Origin of the sequence: Psychromonas antarctica (genome assembly GCF_022267535.1) — a bacterium.
GTDB classification, from domain to species: domain Bacteria; phylum Pseudomonadota; class Gammaproteobacteria; order Enterobacterales; family Psychromonadaceae; genus Psychromonas; species Psychromonas antarctica.
The window spans coordinates 1-25837 of record NZ_JAHNZV010000038.1 but is presented as its reverse complement, the minus strand read 5'-3'; the positions used below and the strand labels follow the sequence as shown (position 1 = coordinate 25837).

General features: G+C 40.8%; 18 protein-coding genes. 14 read left to right on the top strand and 4 right to left on the bottom strand.

Features of this window, described 5'->3' with window-relative positions; all coding sequences use genetic code 11:
• Positions 1-356: 356 nt before the first annotated feature.
• From dnaJ to grpE, 3 genes are all read right to left on the bottom strand, one after another.
• Complete coding sequence (dnaJ, locus tag KSO91_RS09910) at positions 357-1478, bottom strand: molecular chaperone DnaJ (protein WP_238742802.1); 1122 nt, start codon at positions 1476-1478, stop codon at positions 357-359.
• A gap of 136 nt (positions 1479-1614) precedes the next feature.
• Entirely contained in the window at positions 1615-3534 is a 1920-nt protein-coding gene (gene dnaK / locus KSO91_RS09905; protein ID WP_238742801.1) for a molecular chaperone DnaK, read from the bottom strand.
• 208 nt (positions 3535-3742) lie between these two features.
• A complete protein-coding gene (gene grpE, locus KSO91_RS09900; protein WP_420830951.1) occupies positions 3743-4318 on the bottom strand; it encodes a nucleotide exchange factor GrpE in 576 nt (191 codons plus the stop codon).
• Positions 4319-4512: 194 nt separating this feature from the next.
• Here grpE and nadK point away from each other — a divergent pair, with 194 nt between their 5' ends.
• The 13 genes from nadK (at position 4513) to KSO91_RS09835 (ending at position 23851) form a co-directional block, all read left to right on the top strand.
• Positions 4513-5412, top strand: coding sequence for an NAD(+) kinase (gene nadK, locus KSO91_RS09895; protein ID WP_238742799.1), 900 nt, complete (start codon positions 4513-4515; stop codon positions 5410-5412).
• Positions 5413-5674: 262 nt separating this feature from the next.
• Entirely contained in the window at positions 5675-7351 is a 1677-nt protein-coding gene (gene recN, locus KSO91_RS09890; protein ID WP_238742798.1) for a DNA repair protein RecN, read from the top strand.
• A gap of 460 nt (positions 7352-7811) precedes the next feature.
• The gene (lolB, locus tag KSO91_RS09885; RefSeq protein WP_238742797.1) at positions 7812-8420 is read left to right on the top strand and encodes a lipoprotein insertase outer membrane protein LolB; all 609 of its coding nucleotides are present in this window, start codon (positions 7812-7814) and stop codon (positions 8418-8420) included.
• 419 nt (positions 8421-8839) lie between these two features.
• Positions 8840-13846: a 2-oxoacid:acceptor oxidoreductase family protein gene (locus tag KSO91_RS09880; protein WP_238742796.1), complete on the top strand. Its 5007-nt coding sequence runs from the start codon at positions 8840-8842 to the stop codon at positions 13844-13846.
• Between the two features lie 2 nt (positions 13847-13848).
• Positions 13849-16599, top strand: a complete 2751-nt coding sequence (locus tag KSO91_RS09875) for a sulfide/dihydroorotate dehydrogenase-like FAD/NAD-binding protein (protein ID WP_238742795.1) — start codon at positions 13849-13851, stop codon at positions 16597-16599.
• Positions 16600-16844: 245 nt separating this feature from the next.
• Positions 16845-17699: a 4-(cytidine 5'-diphospho)-2-C-methyl-D-erythritol kinase gene (gene ispE / locus KSO91_RS09870; RefSeq protein ID WP_238742794.1), complete on the top strand. Its 855-nt coding sequence runs from the start codon at positions 16845-16847 to the stop codon at positions 17697-17699.
• A 93-nt stretch (positions 17700-17792) separates the two neighbouring features.
• The gene (locus KSO91_RS09865; RefSeq protein WP_238742793.1) at positions 17793-18740 is read left to right on the top strand and encodes a ribose-phosphate pyrophosphokinase; all 948 of its coding nucleotides are present in this window, start codon (positions 17793-17795) and stop codon (positions 18738-18740) included.
• A gap of 257 nt (positions 18741-18997) precedes the next feature.
• The gene (locus tag KSO91_RS09860; RefSeq protein ID WP_238742792.1) at positions 18998-19624 is read left to right on the top strand and encodes a 50S ribosomal protein L25/general stress protein Ctc; all 627 of its coding nucleotides are present in this window, start codon (positions 18998-19000) and stop codon (positions 19622-19624) included.
• Between the two features lie 2 nt (positions 19625-19626).
• A complete protein-coding gene (gene pth, locus KSO91_RS09855) occupies positions 19627-20217 on the top strand; it encodes an aminoacyl-tRNA hydrolase (protein ID WP_238742791.1) in 591 nt (196 codons plus the stop codon).
• 59 nt (positions 20218-20276) lie between these two features.
• Complete coding sequence (gene ychF / locus KSO91_RS09850) at positions 20277-21368, top strand: redox-regulated ATPase YchF (protein WP_238742790.1); 1092 nt, start codon at positions 20277-20279, stop codon at positions 21366-21368.
• 173 nt (positions 21369-21541) lie between these two features.
• Positions 21542-22087, top strand: coding sequence for a sugar O-acetyltransferase (locus KSO91_RS09845; RefSeq protein WP_238742789.1), 546 nt, complete (start codon positions 21542-21544; stop codon positions 22085-22087).
• Between the two features lie 481 nt (positions 22088-22568).
• A complete protein-coding gene (locus KSO91_RS09840) occupies positions 22569-22991 on the top strand; it encodes a hypothetical protein (protein ID WP_238742788.1) in 423 nt (140 codons plus the stop codon).
• A 110-nt stretch (positions 22992-23101) separates the two neighbouring features.
• The gene (locus KSO91_RS09835; RefSeq protein ID WP_238742787.1) at positions 23102-23851 is read left to right on the top strand and encodes a substrate-binding periplasmic protein; all 750 of its coding nucleotides are present in this window, start codon (positions 23102-23104) and stop codon (positions 23849-23851) included.
• 399 nt (positions 23852-24250) lie between these two features.
• On the opposite strand, the gene KSO91_RS09830 is transcribed toward KSO91_RS09835, so the two are convergent.
• Positions 24251-24562 carry an MGMT family protein gene (locus KSO91_RS09830; RefSeq protein ID WP_238742786.1) on the bottom strand — a complete coding sequence of 104 codons (312 nt, stop codon included), beginning with the start codon at positions 24560-24562 and terminating at the stop codon, positions 24251-24253.
• Between the two features lie 647 nt (positions 24563-25209).
• Between KSO91_RS09830 and KSO91_RS09825 the strand changes: the two genes are divergently transcribed.
• Positions 25210-25837 (top strand): diguanylate cyclase (locus KSO91_RS09825; protein ID WP_238742785.1); only part of this gene is annotated, 628 nt, incomplete at its 3' end.

Here is a 25837-nt window from a genome sequence, read left to right as displayed (position 1 = left end):
GGAATATTCACTTTTAAAGAGGGGAATAGTAATTTTTTCATTTATAATGGTTTTTACAATTTTTCACACTTAAATCATAGCAATTTTGCTAATTAGATGATCTATCTTCGGCGTAATGGAAAGGGATGAAAGTAAGGTCTTTGTTGCAGTAACTATTTGTTGTAACTATAAATAAACAACAAAAAAATATGCTTTGAGTTTAACTAACATTCATTTTAACAAGCATAAATAGTCAATTTGCTATTGGCAATAGCATGAGCACAGAACCCAATACCACTCCCCATTTTAGAAAGGCTAAAGTTGGACAAAAAAATACCATCACAAAGGATGGTATTTAATAAATAAAAAACAACTTACTAACCAGCCAAGTCATCAAAAAAGGTTTTGAAGCTTTTTAGAAAACCATCAGACTTCGGTTTATGCTTTTTTGAACTCGAAGAACATAATGCATCAAACTCTTTTAATAATTCACACTGCTTAGTTGATAATTTTACGGGTGTTTCAACAATAACTTTGCACATCAAATCACCCGTAGTCTGACTACGTACTGACTTAACGCCTTTATTACGCATGCGATACATACGACCCGTTTGTGTTTCCGGCGAAATTTTCAGCTTCACTCGGCCATCAAGTGTTGGTACTTCAATTTCACCACCTAATGCAGCGTCTGTAAAACTAATAGGCACTTCACAATGAAGATTATCACCATCACGAACAAAAACGTCATGTTGACGCACATTCATTTGCACATATAAATCACCAGCAGGCGCGCCATGCTCTCCCGCTTCCCCTTCTCCACTTAGACGGATCCGATCGCCCGTATCAACACCAGCTGGAATTTTAACTGATAAGGTTTTACTGCGTTGATAACGCCCTTCACCATGACATTTATTGCAGGGATCCGTAATGATTTTTCCCTTGCCATGACAAGTAGGACAAGTTTGATTAACAGCAAAGAAACCCTGACGCATCTGCACTTGGCCTTGCCCATGGCAGGTGCCACATGTTTTTGCTTGTGTACCTGTTTTGGCACCAGAACCATTACACTGCTCACAATGCACAAGTGTAGGTATTTGGATCTCTTTGGAAATACCTTTTACCGCTTCTTCAAGCGTTAAATCCATATTATAGCGAAGGTCTGAACCCTGCTGAGGTCGCTGCGCACCACCTCGACGACCACCACCAAAAATATCACCAAAAATATCACCGAATTGATCACCAAAATCAGCCTGCCCAAATCCACCTCGACCTTGACTCGCGCCTTCATGACCATATTGATCATAGGCAGCTCTCTTCTGTGGTGTGCTTAGAATTTCATAAGATGATTGCAGTTCTTTAAACTTTTCTTCAAGTGCACTATCACCTTTAGTGCGATCTGGATGATATTTCATCGCCAAACGTTTATAGGCTTTTTTTATCTCTTTTTCTGTTGCGCTTCTATCAATACCAAGCACTTCATAACAATCACGTTTTGCCATCTTACTTCTCATAGTTGCTGTGTATACCCAAACTACTTGGCTATATTTGAAAAAAACATGCGGACTATAGAGAAATCCATAATCCGCATTATTTAATAACAATTACTAATTCATTGAAATTTTAATAAATTCTGAATTATTTTTTATCATCGTTCACTTCTTCAAACTCAGCATCAACAATATCGTCATCCTGCTTTGCCTTTTTCTGTGGTTGCTCTGCGCCACCAGGTTGCTCTGCTTGTGCTTTTTGTTGTGCGATTTCCATTAGCTTTTGTGACGCTTCAGCAAGTGCTGTTGTTTTTGCTTCAATAATATCTTTATCTTCGCCTTTAGCTGCTGTTTCTAACTCTTTTACAGCGGCTTCTATTTTTTCTTTTTCATCAGCAGCTAATGCATCACCCGCTTCTGCAATCTGTTTGTGCGTGCTGTGAACCAATGCGTCAGCTTGGTTACGTGCTTTAACTACTTCTTCAAACTGTTTGTCTGATTCAGCATTCGCTTCGGCGTCATTAACCATTTGCTGAATCTCTTCGTCAGTAAGCCCAGAGTTAGCTTTGATGGTGATTTTTTGTTCTTTATTAGTATCTTTATCTTTAGCAGATACATGTAAGATACCATCAGCATCCATATCAAATGTCACTTCTACTTGTGGCGTACCACGAGTTGCAGCTCGGATCCCTTCCAAATTGAATTGACCTAATGATTTATTATCTGCAGCACGCTTACGCTCACCTTGTAAAATATGAATGGTTACTGCGCTTTGGTTATCTTCTGCGGTAGAGAATGTTTGTGATTGTTTAGTTGGGATAGTCGTGTTTTTATCGATTACCTTAGTTAAAACACCACCCATGGTTTCGATACCCAATGATAATGGCGTAACGTCTAATAGCAATACGTCGGTTTTATCACCAGAAAGTACCGCACCTTGAATCGCAGCACCCATTGCAACCGCTTCATCTGGGTTAACATCTTTACGCGCTTCTTTACCAAAAAACTCAGCAACTGTTTTTTGTACAAGCGGCATGCGTGTTTGGCCACCAACGAGGATAACATCATTAATTTCGCCAACACTCAGATCAGCATCTTTTAATGCGATACGTAAAGGCTCAAGTGTTGCTTTAACCATGTCTTCAACAAGCGATTCAAGTTTCGAACGAGTGATTTTGATATTTAAATGTTTAGGGCCTGATGCATCGGCGGTGATGTAAGGTAAATTGATATCAGTATGTTGCGCACTCGATAGTTCAATTTTTGCTTTTTCAGCGGCTTCTTTCACACGCTGCATTGCCAGTGGATCTTTAGTCAGATCAAAACCTTGTTCAGATTTAAATTCAGCCACTAAAAAGTTAATTAAGCGGTTATCAAAATCTTCACCGCCTAGGTGTGTATCACCGTTTGTCGCTAATACTTCAAATGTTTTTTCGCCGTCAACTTCATCAATTTCAATAATTGAAATATCAAACGTACCACCGCCTAAGTCATATACAGCGATAGTGCTATCACCTTTAGCAGTATTAACGCCGTAAGCAAATGCAGCCGCTGTTGGCTCGTTAATAATACGCTTAACATCAAGTCCGGCAATACGTCCCGCATCTTTCGTAGCTTGGCGTTGTGCATCGTTAAAATAAGCGGGAACAGTAATAACCGCACCCGTTACTTTTTCACCTAAATAGTCTTCTGCTGTTTTTTTCATTTTTTTCAATACTTCAGCAGATATTTGCGGAGGAGCCATTTTGTTTCCACGCGCTTCAACCCATGCATCACCATTGTCAGATTTAACAATTTTGTAAGGCATTATTTTGATATCACGTTGTACTTCTTCATCTTCGAAACGACGACCGATTAAACGTTTAATCGCAAAAAGAGTATTTTGAGGGTTTGTTACTGATTGGCGCTTTGCTGGTTGACCAACTAACGTCTCTCCCTCTGTATAAGCGATAATTGAAGGCGTTGTACGATCACCTTCTGCATTTTCAATAATTTTAGCAACATTACCTTCAAGCACTGAAACACATGAATTTGTTGTGCCTAAATCAATACCAATTATTTTACCCATTTTACTTTTCTCCAAACTTAATTTGATTAGTCATTGTTTTGTAAGCTGTCTAAGACGTATTTATATTTACTATTTAAAAACACATCGTCGCTTCGATACGTTATATATGAGGTGCTATTTTTTACTTTCAAGGTGTAATAATAAAAAAAATGCTTTTTATTATTACCTTGTGTACTAAAAAAAAAGGCGCGTTATCACCTTTGAAAAGTTACTCCGCAGCCTTTGATACAACTACCATCGCAGGGCGAAGTAAACGGCCATTCAATTCATAACCTTTCTGCATCACAACGATTACCTGATTAGCAGCGATTCCCTCAACCGATTGCATACTCATTGCTTGATGCTTTTCTGGATCAAATGCTTCATTTGCTGGATCTATAATGGCTAAACCAAATTTTTCAATCGTTGAAAGTAAAGATTTAAGCGTTAACTCAACTCCATCAATCATAGGTTTTAATGCATCATCTTCTTTGTCTGCGTGGCTAATGGCCATTTCCAAACTATCAATAACAGGTAAAAGCCCTTCAGCAAATTTATCAAGTGCATATTTATGTGCTTTTTCGATATCCAGAGTTGCACGGCGACGTACATTTTCCATTTCAGCTTGCGCACGGACAACAGAGTCTTGCTGCTCTTTTATTTGTTGTTCAGCAAGGGCTAATTTTTTGCCTAATTCAGCAATTTTATTGGCCTCTGCTGGCACTTCGACTGTCGCCTCTGTTTCTGCTGATTCAACAATCGCTTCAACTTGCTCGTCTGGTGTTACTTTCTGTTCTTCTGTCATCATTTAATCCCAAATGCTTATTCAATTATATTAGTGTTCTTTATTATGGGGCTAGCAATAATAGTTTCAAGCCCGTTGTGCCAATATGGGGAAATTATTTATACCCCGGTTAAATTAAGCAAATTACTATTATAAAAATATTTAATCAGGTTATACTCAAAATCAAATACATTTTGCCAATTTAAAGAGGCTTTATGCACGTCCAAGAGACCTGTCTGACTGAATTTAAAACCATTGGTTTAATCGGAAAACCGCAACATTCAGAAGCAGCCCAAACGCTGCTTGCTCTATCTTCTTTCTTACAAAAGAAAGGGGTAGAGATAATTGTGGATTGCCGTATTGCAGATGAACTGGCGATTAAATCAACCCGCAGCGCCAATCTTGTCAAAATAGGTGAATTATGCGATTTAGCGATCGTCGTTGGCGGTGATGGATATATGCTAGGTGCGGCACGCGTTTTGGCTCGCTTTGATATTGCTGTAATAGGTGTAAATAGAGGTAACTTAGGGTTTTTAACCGATCTTGATCCCGATAATTTTGAGCACCCGCTTGAGGAAGTACTAAAAGGAAATTATCAAGTAGAAAATCGTTTTCTACTTGATGCGCAAGTATATAGTCATGGACATATGAAAAGCCGCAATACCGCTGTTAATGAAGCGGTATTACACCCAGACAAAATTGCCCACATGATTGACTTTGAAGTTTATATCAACGATAACTTTATGCTAAATCAACGTGCAGATGGTTTAATTATTTCCACTCCCACCGGGTCAACCGCATACTCCCTGTCGGGTGGGGGGCCAATTCTAACGCCAAATATTGATGCGATCAGTTTACTGCCGATGTTCCCGCACACACTAAATAGCCGCCCCATAGTAGTCGATGCAAATAGCTCTGTGCGTCTTAAAATTTCAGAAAACAATAGCACCGAGATGCAGATCAGTTGTGATAGCCACGTTAATTTATCAGTATTGCCTGGTGATGAAGTGGTTATCAGAAAAACCAAACACAAATTAAAATTAGTACATCCACAGAACTACAACTACTTTCATGTATTGCAGAGTAAATTGGGCTGGGGAAATAAGCTTTTTTGATCCTGCTAGGTTAGCCAAGTAAAGTCGCACTGGCTTGTCATTAGTTTTATGGCTGCTCTTTGGCATACGACAGAGCATAACTCTTCTTTACTGCAAATTATGCAACTGCGCGTACGCCCATGATACCTCTACGATGGGTTAGATGAAGATTGCAATAGGAAATTTATAACAAAATACTCGTTAACACTTTACTGTTCAAAAAAACAGTATTACACTGTACTTACAAACAGTTGTTCTACAGCGTGTCCGAGGTGTGAAAATTATGCTTACTCAATTAACTGTGCAACATTTTGCCATTGTTCAATTTTTAGAATTGGAATTCCATCAAGGAATGACCACCATTACAGGTGAAACAGGTGCAGGTAAATCGATTGCCATTGACGCACTTGGGTTATGCATTGGCTCACGGGCTGATGCGAATATGGTGCGAGTGGGTACAGAAAAAGCGGAAGTTAGCGCACGATTTAATTTAAGTGACACGCCACACGCACAGCAATGGCTTAAAAGTAACGATCTTGAAGATAATTTAAGTGACCACAACGAATGTTTATTACGTCGCATAATTACTAAAGAAGGCCGTTCACGCGCTTACATCAACGGCACCCCCGTACCACTTTCGCAGCTCAAAAGCTTAGGACAGTTATTGGTCAACATCCATGGCCAACATGCTCATCAGAGTCTGCTAAAAAACGATATTCAACTGTCGATTATAGATGAATATGCAAATCATCATGCATTGCTTCAAAAAGTAAAAGATACCTATCAAGGTTGGTTCTTTCTAAATAAGCAATTAAAGCAGCAGCAACTTTATCAACAAGAAAAACAGGCGCGTAAACAACTGCTTGAATATCAAATTGTAGAGCTCGACGAATTTGCATTGAGTGAAGATGAATTTGAGAACATTGAACAAGAGCATAAGCGTTTAGCAAATAGCGGCGCTTTGCAGGAAGCTTGCAACCTCAGCTTAAATCATTTAATTGATGGTGATGAGCTCGACTCTCTGAGCTTATTGCGTAAAAGTGTGTCTTTACTAGAAACACAAATGGGTAATGATGCAGATTTACAAGCCATTGTTGCCAACTTGCAGGAAGCGGTGATACAGATCGAAGAAGCCAGTTATGAACTGCGCCATTTCAATGAAAATTTAGAGCTTGATCCTGAGCAATTTCAGCAGTTAGAAAATAGGATGAGCGATGCCTTAGCGCTTGCTCGTAAACATCATATACAGCCGGAATTTCTTTATAGTCACCATCAAAAATTAGGCAAAGAATATAAACAGCTAAATAACAGCGAAATACAGATCGAGCAACTCGCTCATGATTTACAACAAGCAGAAAAGGACTACTTTAATCATGCTAGCAAGCTCAGCCAAAGCCGTTTACGTTATAGCAAAGAACTCAGTAAAAAAATAACGGAAAGCATCCAGCAACTGAATATGCAAGCCGGTAAATTTCACGTTTCATTAATTCAAAACGATAGAAAACAGTTAAGCCCCCTCGGTATTGATAATATTGAATTTCAGGTGGCGACCAATGCAGGGCAAAGTTTACAAGAGCTCGGCAAAGTTGCATCCGGTGGTGAGCTATCACGAATTGGTCTCGCTATTCAGGTCATTATTAGCCAACGAGTTTCCACTCCAACACTTATTTTTGATGAAGTAGATGTCGGTATTAGTGGTGCAACCGCTGCGGTAGTGGGTAAACTATTGCGCAGTTTAGGCGAAAATACGCAAATATTGTGTGTTACCCATTTACCACAAGTGGCTGGTAATGGTCATCAACAGATGTATGTGGATAAGCACAACAATGGTAAAACAACCAACACGACAATGGTTACACTCAATAATCAAGATCGCATCAATGAATTAGCCCGCTTATTAGGTGGAAATAGCATTACCGAACGTACCCTCGCCAATGCACAGGAGTTACTAGTGCAATAGAACATTACTTCTCTGCTTAGGATAAAGAAGCCTGGCCATTAGATGAAATAGTGACACTATTTAAAGATCAAAGTGGAGCGCACTTTGATCCCAAACTTGTTGAGCTATTATTAAATAACCTGCCTAAGTTTATTAAAATTCGCGAAAAACATCCAAATTAGCCCTGCTTTCAAAGCACAGCAAAGCCTATCAAGCGCAACATATAACCATCGCCAGGCTGCAGATAATTGTTTATTCATGTGTTAGTAATTATTTATATAATCGCTTTACTACTTAACCTCATCTCGGGATAATAAAAGCGTAATTATCTTTAATATCAAAAGTTAAGACTTTACATTATGCAGTGTTGGTTGCCTTGTGTAGTTCAATCAAGTCATGGGCTATTCTAGCTGAATTAACACAGAAACACACTGAAGTAGGTGTGCTGTATCGATTTACTTATCCCGAACTGAGGTCACCTATGAAAGCTATTTTTCTATTACTACTTTTGCCTTTTGTACTCGCCGGTTGTGCACAGATACCCGCTCCACAAAACATCCCTTGGACTAGTCACCAACAGCAGATCAATGAATTAAATGAGTGGGATTTCACTGGTAAGCTTGCGCTTATTACACCTAAAGAGCGACACAGCCTAAATATTTATTGGTTGCAATCCGGTGATGATTTTCATATTTCCTTAACTACATTCTTGGGTTCAACGGTTTTAGATGTGAAAAAAACACAATTTGGGACGCAAATTATCGATAATAATGGTGATCTATTTTTTGGGATGGACACAGAAGTTTTAATTAATAAATTATCAGGATTAATTATCCCAATTGATCTTTTACAGCAATGGATTAAAGGTAATCCCAATGATGCTATTTACCAACTAAACGAAAATAATCAAGTGCTCAGTTTATCCGGTATTGATAAAAACAGAGCTAATTGGATTATTGATTACAGTGATTACAAAGTGACTCAAGGAATTTATTTACCGCATAAATTGCAACTTAAACGTGATCATTTACGTTTGAAATTTGCTATTTCAAAGTGGCAAATTAATCATGCTAATATGGATAGTCATTGATAAATAAAATTCGCGGATGGTAATAAAGCAAGTGGCAACTTAGTGCAAAGGCCTCCTCTTTCTTACTCTCGTAAATCACTTGACTTGCCCTCTGAACTCATCTATTCCCTATTCGGATCTACTTTTGTAGGGGAGTTGTATTGGAAATTAAGGATAGTGCCTCCCTCTGTTCAATAACATTCATTTCGAACCTGTCCCTCCTATTCGCCATCGACTACCTATCGTTTAACCCTTTTTTGTGAGGGCAGGCGCATTATCTACCGACAACTAGTCTAGTATTTCATTGCCACATGTTTTTTTCGAATATTTATGATTTTAAGGTGTAAAGCTAAGATAGACGCTAAATATGGCGATTACTATCTTGTTGGCCAACGTCATCGACCACTAGCTTGCCTAATATATAAAAGGAGAAGCTGGTCATGTCTTTATTGCCCCTATCAGATGAACAACAAGATATTCCACAATACCCCGGTTTAGCGACTGTTATTCATGGCAATGGCGCGGTTGCCTATGTCATGGATCATGTTTGCGGTGGTGTGATTGGCTATCCCATCACACCTTCGACAGAAATTTCTGAATTATATGAAGCATTTAGAGCTCAGGGTGGATGCAATGTTTGGGGAAAGCATCCCTTTTTCTTTGAACCTGAAGGTGAGCACTCCGCGCAAAGTGGGGCATTAGGCGCCGCGTTAACGGGTGGAAAATACATTTCCAATGCGTCATCCAGTCAAGGTATTCTGTACGGATTAGAATCACATTATGTGACAGTCGGCAAAAAAGCAGCAGGCTTTGTACTACATGTTGCCGCGCGCTCTGTCTCTCGTCATTCACTCAATGTAATGGCTGGCCATGATGATGTTTACGCCCTGCTCTCTGCTGGCTATACCATATTATTTGCTAGTAACGCTCAAGAAGCAGCCGATTTAGCGGCTATTTCTTATCGCGTCAGTGCTCTCTCTCTTATTCCAGTTGCTAATACTATGGATGGTTTTGCCACTAGCCATATCCAAAGTGAAGTCAACCTACCTGAGCCTGAACTACTAAAACAGTATCTCGGCGATCCAAGCGCTCGTATTAGCGCACCAACAGAAGCACAACGTATGCTTTATGGTGCGAAGGGAAGAGTATGGCAGCTCACCCAGTTTATTGATAAGTATCAGGGGGAGTTTTGGCCTGATCAATGCCAAGAATTGAAAAACTATCTTGATCAGCATGCTGAGCAATTAGAGCAAGACGGTAATGGCCTGCAGCTCAGTGAAACAAACGAATTTGTCCCAACTCTGTTACAAAAAAAATGGCGGCGGACATGGCTAAACGCCTATCAGAAAGACAGTCGTCAACGCGTGCCTGCTTTGGTTGACACACACAATCCCGGCTTGACCGGAGGCGTACAGAATCAACCTGACTTTCAAGCTGGAATCGTCGATCATCACACTCACTTTATGAGTGATGTGCCGCGATTTGTTGAACAAGCAATGAATGAATACGCACAATTAACTGGCCGACAATATCAACCGATTATGGAATTTTTGTGCAGCGATGCGCAATACTTGTTGCTCGGTTTGGGTTCGGTGACTGATGATGCCGAAGCCGTTGCCAATTACCTACGCAGCCAAGGCCATAAAGTGGGCGTGCTTTCCATTAAGCAGCTGCACCCATTTCCTGAAGCACAATTAATAGAAAAACTAGCGGGTAAGAAAGCAATCACCATTCTTGAGCGTTGTGATGAAACACGCCTCACTGAACGTATCACACGTGCATTATTTAAAGCCACTGAAAACGCACTTACTCTGCGCCATAAAGGCATAATACCGCTCGTTCATCCACCGCAAGTCAATACCGGCATATTTGGATTAGGTGGTCATGATCTACAACCACGTCATCTTATCGCCGCATTTGAGAATATGTTTGCACCGAGCAGTAAAGCGTTCTTTTATTTAGGCAGTCAGTTCTTTGAATATCAAGCATCGGGTGTTTTAAATGAGGCTCAGCAACGTCTGCGTCAGGCCTATCCAGATACTGAGTTGATGGCGTTAGATACCGCTGAAAATCCCAACTTGTTACCAGCAAGCGCGATACGTATCCGTTTCCACTCTGTTGGAGGTTACGGCACCATTGCAACGGGTAAACTGCTTACGGATATACTTGCCGGTGCACTCGGTTTACATTCTAAATCGATGCCCAAATACGGATCCGAAAAAAGCGGTGCACCGACTAACTTCTTTATCACCTTATCACCAGAGCCTATCAAAATCACTAACGCCGAACTTCAGCAAATTGAAGTTGCTTTGTCACCTGATCACAAAGTCTTCATGCACACTAATCCACTTGTAGGGCTGACAGAAAACGGTACTTTTATTCTCCAGACCCAACATACACCGCAGCAGGTATGGCAAGAGTTACCACTAACGGCTCGCCAATATATACGTGATAAAAATATCAACTTTTATATCATCGATGCCTTTAAAGTTGCCAGACAACATGCACCAACACCTGACTTAGAAATTAGAATGATGGGCATTGCCTTTATTGGCGCTTTATGTGGTCATGCACAACAAGTCACTGCTGGTGAGAATGCAGAGCAGATGCTGGAACGTATTGAACGACAAATTAATAAAAAATTTGCTGCTAAGGGTGAAAAAGTCATTTCCAGTAATATGGCCGTGATTCGTGATGGGGTGCTGGCAACACAAGCGGTCTGTTATGGCGACTTCACTGATAATGAAACAATCGAAGAAGCGACAACACAGAAACCAAACAATAAAGCCAGCAATGCCAGCTGCGGCTTATTCGACCAAGCTTACTTTGATAATATTGCCGGTAAAAACTACGCTGACGGCAGCATTAGTGAAGCGCCTGTTATTCCCGGCTCAGGTATGTTTCTGCCACCTGCGAGTGCCGTCACTAAAAATAAAGGCTTATTTCGCTTAAATGTACCTTTATTTAGCCCTGAAAATTGCACCGGCTGTATGGCCTGTACCCTTGCCTGCCCAGATGGCGCCATTCCTAATGCGGTGCATGAGCTTCACGATATATTAAACAACACCATTGGCAAACTTACTTTACCGCCCGCACAGCATGAACTTATCAAAGCGCAGGTCCCCGCACTTTGTGATGCTATCCGTCAACAATATCGCAGTGCGGTTAAAGGGGAAAAATCCCCGTTGCATGCACTTATGAAAAACGTTGTCGATAACATGACATTCACGGGCCAAACACTAAAGCAGCAGCTCGTCAGTGTTTATGAAATGCTGGAAAATATGCCCTTCAGCTGTACTAAACCCTTTTTTGATGCCATGGAAAAGTCATTACCTGGATCGGGTGGATTATTTAGCGTCACGATTGATCCAGATAAATGTAGCGGTTGTATGGAGTGTGTCGACGTTTGTGGTGCTAATGCACTTAAGAAAGTCCCACAAACTAAGGAACTCAACACGCAAATGCATCATCGCTTTGATACATTGGCCAAAATGCCCAACACCCCGAGGCGATTTGTCGAACAGGCAACCCAGCCCGGTGGCCAAGCAAAACGTTTATTATTGGATAGGGATAATTACTATGCAATGAGCTCGGGCCATGGTGCTTGCCGAGGTTGTGGTGAAGTGACCACGTTACGTTTACTCACATCGGTAAACCGCGCACTACAACAGCAACGCTATATTGCACATATTAAACTACTGGAAACCTTGATTGAGCAGTTACAAGACAAGATCACCACAATCGTACACGATCAAAGCGATAGCAATAGATCAGAGCGGATCAAACAAACCATCGTGACATTAGACAAACGCCTATTTTACTTTGAAAATGGTCCGACGGGCAAAGGTCCTGCCAATGCCCTAATTGCTAACGCCACTGGCTGTAGTAGTGTTTATGCATCCACTTTCCCGTCAAATCCTTATAATGATCCTTGGGTAAATAGTTTATTCCAAGATGCTCCAGCACTGGCAAAAGGAATATTTGAGGGTGAAGTCGCCAATCAACTTGGGGAGATTAAGGCGCTGCGCAGTGCAAAATTGGATATTGAGGATTGCTATGATCCACAAATCCATGACCAGCAATTGCGTTATCTTGAGTGGGCACATTTTTCCGATCAAGAACTGGCATTATTGCCAACGGTATTTAGCATAGGCGGAGATGGTGCCACTTACGATATAGGCTTCGGCGCGCTATCTCGCTTATTAACAACATCAACCCCGATCAAAGTAGTGGTGCTTAATAGCGGTGGTTATTCCAATACTGGCGGTCAAACATCAACCTCAAGCTTTATGGCACAAGACTCTGATCTGAGTCGTGTCGGCAGTGCACACAGTGGTAAACAAGAAGCGCGTAAAGAGCTCGGTATTATTGCCAGTTTCCACCCAAAAGTGCTGGTTGTACAAACGTCAACAGCACTGCAGGGCCACTTTATGTCCAACTTGATAGAATACATAAACTATCAGGATGCGCCTGCGTTGCTTGATGTCTATACCCCGTGCATGGGTGAACAGGGCATTGCCGATGATGCCAGCACTCGCCATGGTCGATTGGCCGTTGAAAGTCGGATGAACCCCGTTTTTGTTCATGATCCACGTAAAGGTGAAACATTAGCAGAACGTTTCTCATTAGAAGGTAACCCCGATCTATCACAAGATTGGGCAACACAAACCATTACTTACAACGACGCTGATGGTATCACCCAATTAAAACAACTCCCCTTCACCCCAGCCGATTTTGCTTTGCATGAAGGACGTTTTAAAAAACAGTTTCATCCCTTAGAGAACAGCGCAATAGGCGAAGAGGTGGCGGATTATATCGCGCTAAACGGATCCGAGCGGCTCGGAAAAATTCCATTTATTTGGGCGACAGATGAACAGCACCATTTAATTCAATTGGGTGTTTCTGATACGATTATTGCGTTAACTGAAGAACGCTTGCGCAATTGGCGAATGCTGCAATATATCAGCGGTAAAAATCTTGTAAAAATTGAGCAAGATCACCAACAGCAGATCCAGCAATGGCAACAACGCTATCAAAAAGCAGTTGAAGCTAAAGAGCAAGCTATCGACACGATTGCTAATGGTTTAGCTGAACTGGCGATGACAGCAGGCCCATTATCGGCGCTGCAATCTATTGCCATTACTCAAGTAGAAGCGACTCAACCGCCAAGCAAGGCACCCACTACTCATAACCCATTAGTTGTAATAGATGAAGAAGATCAATATAAATGTACTGATTGTAAAACTTGTTATCAGCAATTAAGCGAGTTGTTCGAGAAAGTCACTATTGTCAATAATGGTTCTGCAAAAGTCGTTAGCCGGGTAATTCCTGGTGCGCTAGAAAACACCGTAATAAGCGATGAATTGATTAGCCGAGCGGCACGTATCGCGGATCAGTGCGATGCGGGAATTATCCAATTTAATGCGCCAACGGCGACGGAGGTTTAGTTATGACGACCCCATTATCTCAGTCGCAACGTGACTTATTAATGCAACGGGTGGAACAAGATCCGCAGCGCTTTCAGCAGATGATCATTGACGATAGCCAGCAGGCTATCCAACAAATGTTCAAACAGGGTAAATTAAACGCGAATTTCACAAAAAAAATATGGCAATTATTACTAGCAGATAATGCCCTCAGCATTGCCCTGCAGCGTTATTTATGGCGAATTACCCTCAAACAAAAACGTATTTTTATACAAGCATTAGATCAACATCTAGCGGATCGTTATCCGATGTTTCAAGGTTTATCAGAGGGCTGGCCCGGAAAAAACAATATTCCCCCTTATGTCAGCCCCGCAACGGAGAGGCGCAAAGACTTTGACTTAGTTAACCAAGGTTATCTTGGTTATATGGGGCTAGGTTACAGTTTACGGGAGGTGGAGTTATTTGTTTGGCTGGAAGTCTTGCGTGACAAACAATGTAAAGATAGTCCCTGTGAACTCGGCATTGCACATTGTAATAAACAAGGTGAAATAAACGCCGATAATGATGGTGGTTGCCCAGTAAAAATTCATATACCGCAAGTTTTGAATCTGATTGGGGAAGGTAAGTTTAAAAAAGCCTTCGCGCTTATTTGCGATGCAAACCCATTGCCCAATGTAACCGGCCGTGTTTGTCCTCAGGAACTACAATGCCAAGGTGCGTGTACCCTTAAAGAACGGCCAATTGAAATTGGACAGATTGAATGGTTCTTACCACAACGACAACGCATGTTAGATGATGAAAAAACAGATAATAATCATATCGTCCTGTGCAATCCTTGGGCAGTCGCCACTAAACCACCGGTCGCGATTGTCGGCTCTGGCCCATCAGGGCTGATCAACGCCTATTTATTAGCAAAAGCGGGTTATCCCGTCACTGTATTTGAAGCCTTTCATGCCCTTGGCGGAGTCTTGCGTTATGGCATTCCCGAGTTCCGTTTACCGAATCAGTTAATCGATGATGTGGTTGCCAAAATCAAAGCGCTGGGCGGCCGCTTTGTGGTTAATTACATTGTTGGTAAAACAGCCACTCTTGCGGATTTAAAAGACGCCGGTTTTACGCGGATATTTATTGGCACCGGTGCAGGTTTACCTCGGTTTATGAATATACAGGGTGAACATCTGCTTAATATTATGTCGGCCAATGAGTTTTTAACACGGGTTAACCTGATGCATGCCAATCAAGCCGAGTATGAAACACCGCTACCTGGAGTGAAAGATAAACAGGTGATCATCATCGGTGGAGGAAATACCGCAATGGATGCTGCGCGTACCGCATGCCGTTTGGGAGGAAACGTAACTATTGTTTATCGCCGTACTCAGCAAGAGATCCCCGCTAGAGTGGAAGAGTTACACCATGCGCTTGAAGAAGGCATTAAACTTAAAGAGCTACGCTCTCCCTGTGAGTTTCTCGGTGACAAAAACCATCGCATCACAAGCTGTAAACTCGATGTAATGGCATTGGCAGAGCCAGATGCTTCAGGCCGACGTCGTCCACAAGCAACAGGTGAAACAGAATTGATGCAGGTTGATTTAGCCATTATGGCGCTCGGCAATAACCCCAATCCCATTGTTAAAGATGCCGAGCCAGATTTACAAACATCGAAATGGGGCACGCTAGAGATTAACAAAGGATCACAACAAACATCCTTAAGCGGTATTTACAGTGGCGGTGATGCAACCCGCGGCGGTTCGACTGCGATTAAAGCCGCAGGGGATGGTCAAGCTGCAGCAGCAGAAATAATGCAACATTTTAATTTCAATAAAGAAGAAATTCAACAACTTGTTTCCCAAGCGAGCCATTATACCGACTTGGGGCAGACCGCGGCAGAAATTACTAAACGCATTGACTTGGCCGACGGCATTGTTGAATTCACGATCAACGCGCCGTTAATTGCTAAAGCAGCCAAAGCGGGCCAGTTTGTTCGCGTATTAGCCACTCAAAAAGGTGAACTGGTTCCCATGACCCTTGCTGATTGGAATGCTGAAACTGGCATGATAGTAATGGTTATTCAAGGTCTAGGCTGTAGCTCAAAACTCATTAACAAGATGCGCGTGGGAGATTGCTTTACTGCCATTGCAGGTCCACTGGGCAATGCAAGTCATGTGCTTAAACAGCCTGAAAACCAGCGCATTATATTCACCGCCGGGGGGGTGGGATTACCTGCTGTGTATCCTATTATGCGTGCGCACCTTAAAATAGGTAACAGGGCCACTTTGATCAGCGGATTCAGAAGTGTAGATTTTTGTTTCTGGACAGAACAAGGTGGTTTTATTGAAAACTTACGCCAGCAATATCCAGATCAGCTTGAGGTCATTTATACAAGTAACGATGGGTCTTTTGGTATTAAAGGCTTTGTCACTACGCCACTTGAAGAACTGCTTATCAGTAATAAAAGCAACACCACAAGCGCCATTGCCGAGGTTCTCACGATTGGGCCACCACTGATGATGCGTGCGGTGAGTGATTTAACACTCGATTATAATGTTAACTGCGTTGCTAGCTTAAACTCTATTATGGTGGATGCAACGGGCATGTGTGGCGCGTGTATGGTACCGATTATAGAAAACGGTAAACTTGTGCGCAAACATGCGTGTATTGATGGTCCAGAGATGAACAGCCATAGTATCGATTGGGATAAGTTCTTACCTCGCTTTAGTCAATTCAAAAAACAAGAACATCAGAGGCAAATAGAGCACCACTTAATTGCTGAGTAATTAACCTAAAAGCAAGTTCTTTTGCGGTAAGACTCTCTTAATCAAAGAATGCCGCCACAGAACTCGCATTATCATGGTTTTATATGCAATACAGATACTGAACAGGAGAATATTCAGACAATAAGCAAAATTTCGCATGCAAGAATAAATTTTGTCTATAAAAAGACACAAACACTGTATTTAAAATGTCTAAGCTACTACTATTTGCGACACTTAATATGACGGCGTGAATAAAGAGAGGCAGCATGTTTAAAACCGAGGCGATTCGTTGGCCAGCTCCGGCGAAACTGAATCTATTTCTATATATTAATAGTCAGCGTGAAGATGGCTATCATGAATTACAAACACTCTTTCAATTTATTGATGTTTGCGATTATTTAACAATCCACGCAAATTATTCCGGTGAAATAACGCTGACTGACAATATTGAAGGACTGCCATTAAGCGAAAACCTTATTTATAAAGCAGCAATGCTGTTGAAAAAAGACGCGCCAAAGAATGCCGGCGCAGTTATAACACTCGAGAAAAACTTACCTATGGGCGGCGGCTTAGGTGGTGGTTCCTCCGATGCAGCAACCACTTTAGTCGCATTAAATTACCACTGGGGACTAAATTTATCGACCCAACAACTCGCTCACATAGGGGTACAATTGGGGGCTGATTTACCCATCTTCATATATGGCAAAGCGGCAATTGCAGAAGGCATTGGTGAATTATTAAGCCCTGTACAGCCGCTTGAAAATAGTTATCTGGTGGCAACACCCGACTGCACCATTTCGACCCCCGTTATATTTAAAGCAAGCGAACTTATCCGCAACACAGCAAAACGGGATCATCAGCAATTAATGAGCCAAAATTGGCAAAATGATTGCCAGCCCTGCGTAAAAAATAACTATCCTAAGGTTGCCAAGCTAATAGACTGGTTGATAGAATACGCACCGACTCGACTGACTGGAACTGGTGGATGTGTTTTTAGCACATTTAGCAGTACTCATGATGCTCAAGCTGTATTAGATAAAGCCCCTGAGTGGTTACATGCTTTTACCGCACAAGGATTAAATAATTCGCCACTCAACAAATTATTGTCCACACTAGATTAAAACGTTGTTGGTGCTTAGATAGAATCAATAACAAATGTTAATTAGCATGTTGCTTTTTAACACAAACCGAACAGGATGACAGAGGTCCTCACAGTGCCAAATATGAAACTATTTGCAGGTAACGCGACACCAGATCTAGCACGAAAAGTAGCAGATCGTCTTTTCATTAAACTAGGAAGCGCCGAAGTTGGTCGCTTTAGTGATGGAGAGATCCACGTACAAATTAACGAGAACGTACGTGGCGATGATATTTTCATCGTTCAATCCACTTGTGCACCAACAAACGACAATTTGATGGAATTAATCGTCATGATTGATGCACTTCGTCGTGCATCGGCTGGACGTATTACAGCTGTTATTCCTTACTTTGGTTATGCCCGTCAAGACCGTCGTGTACGCTCAAGCCGCGTGCCGATCACCGCAAAAGTGGTTGCCGATTTCTTATCCAATGTAGGTGTAGACCGTGTATTAACGGTTGATCTACATGCAGAACAGATCCAAGGATTCTTTGATGTGCCTGTTGATAACGTATTTGGCAGCTCCGTACTGCTTGAAGATATGTTAGAGAAAAAACTCGAAAATCCAATGATTGTTTCTCCTGATATTGGTGGTGTTGTTCGTGCGCGCGCACATGCTAAATTATTAGATGATGCCGATCTAGCAATCATTGATAAACGTCGTCCAAAAGCGAACGTTGCACAAGTGATGCATCTAATCGGTGATGTTGAAGGGCGTAACTGTATTATTGTTGATGATATGATTGATACCGGCGGTACATTATGTCAAGCAGCACTAGCACTTAAAGAACGTGGCGCAACCTCTGTTTACGCTTATGCAACACATGCAGTGTTCTCTGGGAAAGCCGCTGAAAACATCAAAAACTCTGTCATTGATGAATTCATTGTTACCGACTCAATCCCTCTTTCAGCAGAAATTATTGCCACCGGTAAGGTCAAGCAATTGACATTAAGTGGTATGTTAGCGGAAGCTATTCGTCGCGTAAGCAACGAAGAATCAATTTCGGCCATGTTCCATTATTAATGACTGCTAATTAGGCGACTAACCTCAGTTGACTAGTTTACAAACAAAAACGCTTAATTGCCTGCGATTGAGCGTTTTTTTATGGTGAATAATCCGCTTTAATGTTGTACAAAATTCTTACGCTGGGTTATTATGGCGCGCCTTTTTATCACTGCCATTTATACGCAAGAGAGAAGGTGGTTTTGTCTGGTCGCAAGATGAAACCTATTTTAAATTTGAGGCGCTAATAAAAGCATCCTCACTAATGGAGTTACACCATGTCTATCAAATTAACCGCAACAACACGTTCTGATTTAGGGAAAGGTTCGAGCCGCCGCCTTCGTCATGCAGATCTAGTTCCAGCAATCGTTTACGGTACAGGCAAAGCGCCAGTATCAATCACTTTTGAACAAAAAGAACTACGCAGAGTTGAATCAATTGAAGCTTTTTACTCTTCTGTACTTAGTTTAGAAATCGATGGTGTTGCAGAGCAAGTTTTACTTAAAGCACTTCAACGTCATGCATTCAAAAAGCAAATCCAGCATTTAGATTTGCTTCGTGTTGATGCAACTCACAAACTGCAAACAACTGTGCCAATTCATTTCATCAATGAAGATGTGTCAGAAGCAGTTAAAGCGGGTGGCGTTATTTCACATGTTAATAACGAAGTTGAAGTATCATGTCTAGCGAGTGATCTACCTTCATTTATCGACGTAGATGTCAGCAAAATGGAAATCGGCGATACAATACATTTATCTGATCTAGTACTTCCTAAAGGTGTTGAATCAGTTGAACTAACTAAAGGCGAAGAGCATGATCTGCCATTAGTTTCAATTGCATTATCTAAAACAGCTGACGAAGTAGCAGAAACTGAAGCAGAAGTAGAAGTTCCAGTTGCTGAATAATCGTGTCAACAACGATTAAATTGCTTGTGGGCCTGGCTAATCCAGGCCCCGAATACGCACAAACCAGGCACAATGCAGGGCAGTGGTATTTAAATCAACTCGTCTCCCAAGAAAATACCCAGCTTAAAGCTGAGGCAAAATTTTATGGCCTCACTGGTCGAATTCAATTTGCAGGTAATGATCTACGCCTTCTGGTACCGACTACCTTTATGAATCTGAGTGGCAAATCTGTTGCCGCGATGGCAAATTTTTATCGTATTCAACCTGAAGAGATCCTTGTCGCACACGACGAGTTAGACCTTCCTCCTGGTGTTGCAAAGTTTAAATTAGGTGGCGGTCACGGTGGCCATAATGGCTTAAAGGATATTATTGCTCAACTTGGCAATAATAAGAATTTTTATCGTCTGCGAATCGGCATAGGTCATCCTGGCGACAAAAATAGAGTCAGCGGCTATGTTCTTGGTAAAGCGCTCAAAACTGAACAAAATTTAATTGACCAAAGTATTGATGAGGCGGCACATTGCACGCATATTTTGGGACAAGAAGGATTGGCTAAAGCGATGAATCGCTTACACAGCTTTAAAGCCCAATAGTCTAGTTTTAAAACCATCTCTCAATTAATATCAATAACTAACAAAATAGGATACAAATCATGGGTTTCAAATGTGGCATCGTCGGCTTACCGAATGTGGGTAAATCAACATTATTTAACGCGCTAACTAAAGCGGGCATTGAAGCAGCTAACTTTCCATTTTGTACTATTGAACCGAATACAGGTATTGTGCCAGTACCCGATCATCGTCTCGATAGATTAGCAGAAATAGTAAACCCACAACGTGTTCTGCCGACAACGATGGAATTTGTTGATATTGCCGGTTTAGTTGAAGGTGCTTCCAAAGGTGAAGGGCTAGGTAATAAGTTCCTCGCAAATATTCGTGAAACAGATGCGATAGGTCATGTTGTACGCTGCTTCCAAGACGACAATATTGTCCATGTGGCAGGTAAAATTGATCCTAAAGACGATATTGAGATTATCAATACTGAACTGGCCCTCGCTGATTTAGAAAGTTGTGATCGCAGTCTTTTACGGATCATAAAAAAAGCTAAAGGCGGCGATAAAGATGCTAAATTTGAACAGCCTGTCCTAGAAAAAATTAAAGCACATCTAGAAGCCGACGGTTTAGTGCGCGGTCTTGATTTATCAAAAGAAGAAAAAGCAGCGGTTGCTTACCTTAACTTCTTAACCGGTAAACCGACCATGTATATTGCCAATGTCAGCGAAGATGGTTTCGAAAACAATCCTTACTTAGATATCGTTCGCGGCATTGCTGAAAAAGAAGGGTCAGTTGTCGTGCCTGTTTGTGCCGCCATTGAATCAGAAATCGCTGAGCTTGACGAAGAAGATAAGAAAGAGTTTTTAGAAGGGATAGGTCAGGAAGAGTCTGGTTTAAACCGTGTTATTAATAGCGGTTACCAGTTGCTACATTTGCAGACTTACTTTACAGCTGGCGTTAAAGAAGTACGTGCGTGGACGGTAAAAGTGGGTGCAACCGCACCGCAAGCAGCCGGCGTTATTCATAGTGATTTTGAGCGTGGTTTTATTCGTGCTGAAATTATCAGTTATGATGATTTTATTGGGTGCAAAGGTGAAGCAGGCGCAAAAGAAGCTGGCAAATGGCGTTTAGAAGGGAAAAACTATATCACTAAAGATGGTGATGTGATCCACTTCCGCTTTAATGTTTAATGTTTAATGTTTAATGTTTAAACAAGAGTTAAAAACTATCTGTGCAAATAGCATAAAGGCAACTTAGGTTGCCTTTTTTATTCCCCCTAATTATCATTTATATTTAGAGTAAGTCGGCTCATTATCTCTCCATCTGATGAGTCAATTTACCATTACGAAAGAGGGTTCTAGCGATGACCGAGTTTGAAAAAATGCAATTAAGCTTAGATTATGATGATTTTGGACCGGAATTAACCGCCCTCAAAGAAAGTGCCTTTAGGTTGTTACAAGAAATCAACCAATGTCAATTCGGTAAAGCTGCCCCACTTTTTAAAAAGTTATTAAAAAGTGTCACTGAAAAAAGCTTTATCTACCCGCCCTTCCGTTGTGAGTACGGGAAAACCATCTCCATTGGTGAATCCAGTTTTATCAATATGGGCGCAACGATGCTAGATAATGCCCCAATTACGATCGGTAATCATGTTTTAGTGGGTCCCAATGCACAGTTTTATACGGTTTCTCATCCGACGGATTATCGCAAACGTAGAGATTGGGAGGTCACTTGTTTGCCAATTACCGTTGAAGATGATGTTTGGATCGGCGGCAATGTAGTTATTTGTCAGGGGGTCACAATTGGCGCACGTTCGGTTGTTGCAGCCGGCGCCGTAGTCACCAAAGATGTAGCACCCGATACAATGGTCGGCGGGCAACCCGCCAAACTAATTAAGCGTTTAGATTAGTTGATAAGTAAATTATTGGCACTTGTAAACACGTTTCGTTTTCAAAATAAACCTAACTGATTTATTTGATTTGTAGGCGCACGTTTGTGCTTTCATTGTTGGTTTTTCGGCCGGAGTGCGTGTGGTCGATGAGAAACGAGAACGCAGTTTCGCAATTCAGAAGAATCCTGCTCTTTGCTCAGTCAAATAAAAGTAATCTCAAAAAAGGCTGCCTCGAAGCATTTTTAGTATTTAAATCCGCAACCGCTTTTTAACGCACCACTTCAGATTGGATACAAATATTTAGTCAGCCATTTAAAAACTGAGAAGCATTTATTAACGTCCTATTTCAAGGGGTACAAATTGATTTGATGATGAAGCAGTTGTTTATATAAAAAAAGTTAACTACTTAACATCGTCATTATGTGCATGAGTATTTTTTTTGCTAATGATTTATAATCTATTCACTATTAGAAACGATTAAATGTGGGGATGCATGCAAATGGAAGCGCATGGTCAATTCAAGCTTGGGGCGTACGATAATATTCTATACGCTAGGTTAAATGGTTCATGGAATGAAGAAACTGCTTTTCTTTTCTCTAAAAAGTTCAAAGCACTAATCGAGAAAAGCATGCCACAACGATGGGCACATATTGTTTTTATGGATGACTGGGAGTTAGGTGTTCCTGAAATAGAGCCTATCGTAAAGGAATTAGTCGATTGGTGCATCGCTAGAGGGCTGGTCTGTGCAGCTCAGGTATTCAGCCGGAGTATGATTGTAAAATATCAGATTGATAAGATGGTTACAGAAAATTCAGGTGCTTTTTCTCGAAAACAGTTTACTGACGAACATGCAGCCATATATTGGCTTCGAGATAAAGGCTTTGAAATAAAGCCTGACAGACTACAAAATAACTTTCAGTAATACCCCTCGTTAATTAAATCATTATTCCATAAACGCTATCTGCGTGGTTTAATTAACAGAAATCTATTAAATATTGTCAATTGTTTTTTTAGGTGATAATGAGGCAAAAAATGATCAAATATTTTACGAATAGGCTCGCTGCTATCATCTTCACCGTTATCTCATCTTTTGCACATACAGGCTCAGCTGAGACTTTCCGGGTAATGCTCCACACGGGGTCTTTTCCTCCTTATTTTTTTAAAGAAGGAGACTCAAGAACGGGAACTATTCGTGATATTTTTACTGCGATTACCCAAGAGACAGGAGATTCAGTCGAATATATTCGTGTCCCCTTTAAACGTGCACTTCGTCAATTTGAAACCGGGAAAATTGATATTGAGCCAATGACCAATCCTATTTGGCGGCAGTCTTCATCAGTAATGGGAAACTATAGCATCCCATTTTCGGTGTCTGAAGAGATTATATTATTTCGCCAAGATAAATACATTGCGGTTCATTCACCAGAGGATTTTTTGGGGAAAACAGTGGGCGTAATTAATGGGTATTATTACCCAGCATATGAACCTTATTTTGCAGACGGACGTATCAAGCCGAATCGGTTTAACAGTGAAAAGAAACTTATTCAGTTATTACTTGCCGGGCGTTTAGATCAAGCGTTTATCAATAAAGATTTTGCCCTGTATCAAATAAAAAAACAACATCTCACGGAGCAATTGGTTATCGGTGAATCCAATAGTGTGGTCGATCAGATGATTCGCTTTCATCCAACAAAGAAGAGTGCACTTCCTCGATTCAATAAAGCGATTAAAAAGCTTATAAAAGATGGCTCCATTGAGCACATTTATGAGCGTTATCGTTAACCATAAATATTTAATGTCAGGGTGCTGTTTGTTAACCCTTACTGGAGATTAAAATTATGAGGGTGTTTTCTCTGTATTTACTATAAGACCCGTTAGGCACTATTTTTAAAGAGTTTGAAGCGTATTTCAGTCTGTTATCGATTTGAGAACAGGGGCTTTGGTCGGAGCAGTACTCTTTGAAACTGCAAAGCTGCATTTAGGGCTCACCTATCATCAACATACCGCCAGAGGGAACTCCAACAGAGAAAGTTAAACTATCCGCCAATAGCGATGGCTTAAGACAACTCAAATCAAACGCAACGACGCAAAAAAAGAAAGGACAACCACCTCTAGTTTTCAAACAATTAAATGCATTACAACACCAAACCGACTAGGCTACAAAATTGAACCGCTGCAAATTTATAAGCGCCACAAATAATCCTTTAGTGAAATTTTTGCAGACTTAAAGATGATCCCTTCGGCCTCAAGTAACAACTGCTGTTTCTGATATGCGTCGCTATTCAAAGTGAATGATATCTCCCCTTTTGCATTGATGACGCGATGCCAAGGTAATCTAGAATCATTGGGAAGATTTTTGAGTGTTGTTCCAACATAACGAGCATGATTAGGGCAGCCCGCTAACTTGGCAACTTGTCCATATGTCGCTACGCGACCTTTAGGTATGGACGACACGACTTGCCAAATTATTTCATTTATTTGCAGTTTATCCATCGCTAATGAAACCAACCTTAAGTCGTTTTATGTTTAAAATTTGCTTTGATCATAGTCTCATATTGATGCAAATAGTCAGTAACGACAAAAGCACAAATGGAGTTGCTCTCCGATCAATATACCCAAGCTCTGTAGATGGTTTGGTTATACCCCTTAATATCATGCAGATTATGTTAATGCCCATTTCCCGGCGCAATACATAATCACTGAAATAATACCTTTTATGTAAGGTGTAAACCTTCATTTACAAATAACCATGCGATCTGAGTTTTATAATTGATAAAGTTATGCATTCAACTGTTTTTAATCGTTTATTTACACTTAAAAACATTTTAAGTTGAAAAGTTCCACTCCCTAAATCATCATTAATGTCGATATTCAACTATAATATTCATCAGATTTTATGAGCATGCTGCAGCATAAAACCCTGCCTGTCCGCGTTATACAAATAACATGATACAAAATTGACTGCCATTGCTCGCAAAATAAATGTAGCTAAAGGATAATCAGCCGTATCTTACCGTTAACATGCTGAATTTAGACATTACAAGGAATGCTCGATTTTGCCATTTAAAACCTTACATTTCAAAATGATAAATAAAAATACAAACTGTGTTAAAACGCTGTTTTTAATCGATGTTTTTCATATGAAAGATATTAATGCTTCTTATGGATTCAAAAATGGTGATGCTCTTATAAAGCAGCTACAACGGCTGCTTAACACATTGCTCAAAAATGAAATAAAGCAGATGCTTGTCAACAGTTTTGCGATAAAAGCAAACAGTAAGCTATCAAGGCATCACTCAGATGTATTTGCGATCACCTTTTGTGCTGATCTCTGCGAAGCAGTGATACTAAAAATAAAACAACTGATTGTAACGAAATTATTAAACAGTCAAGTTAACATCATCAATCCAAGACTGGAAATATATATCAATGTCACGATTGGGTGTTCAAAAAGTGCCAGTGAAAGCTTAATCATCTTTGCCGAAAAAGCGCTCCATAATGCCAAGAAGAATGGTGAAACGTTTGCCTTTTTTGACGCTGATTTATATAAAAATGAATCATCCAATAATGACCTTGTTGAGTTAATAAAATATAATATTGACCACAAAAAAGTAGAGCCCTATTTTCAAGCTATTTACTGTAATAACAGCAATAAAACGGTCAAGTATGAAGCGTTGATGCGACTTTTTGACCAACAGGGAAATATGTTACTTCCTGGTGCATTTTTAGAGAAGGCAAAAAGCTATCGCTTGTACGTTCTATTAATGC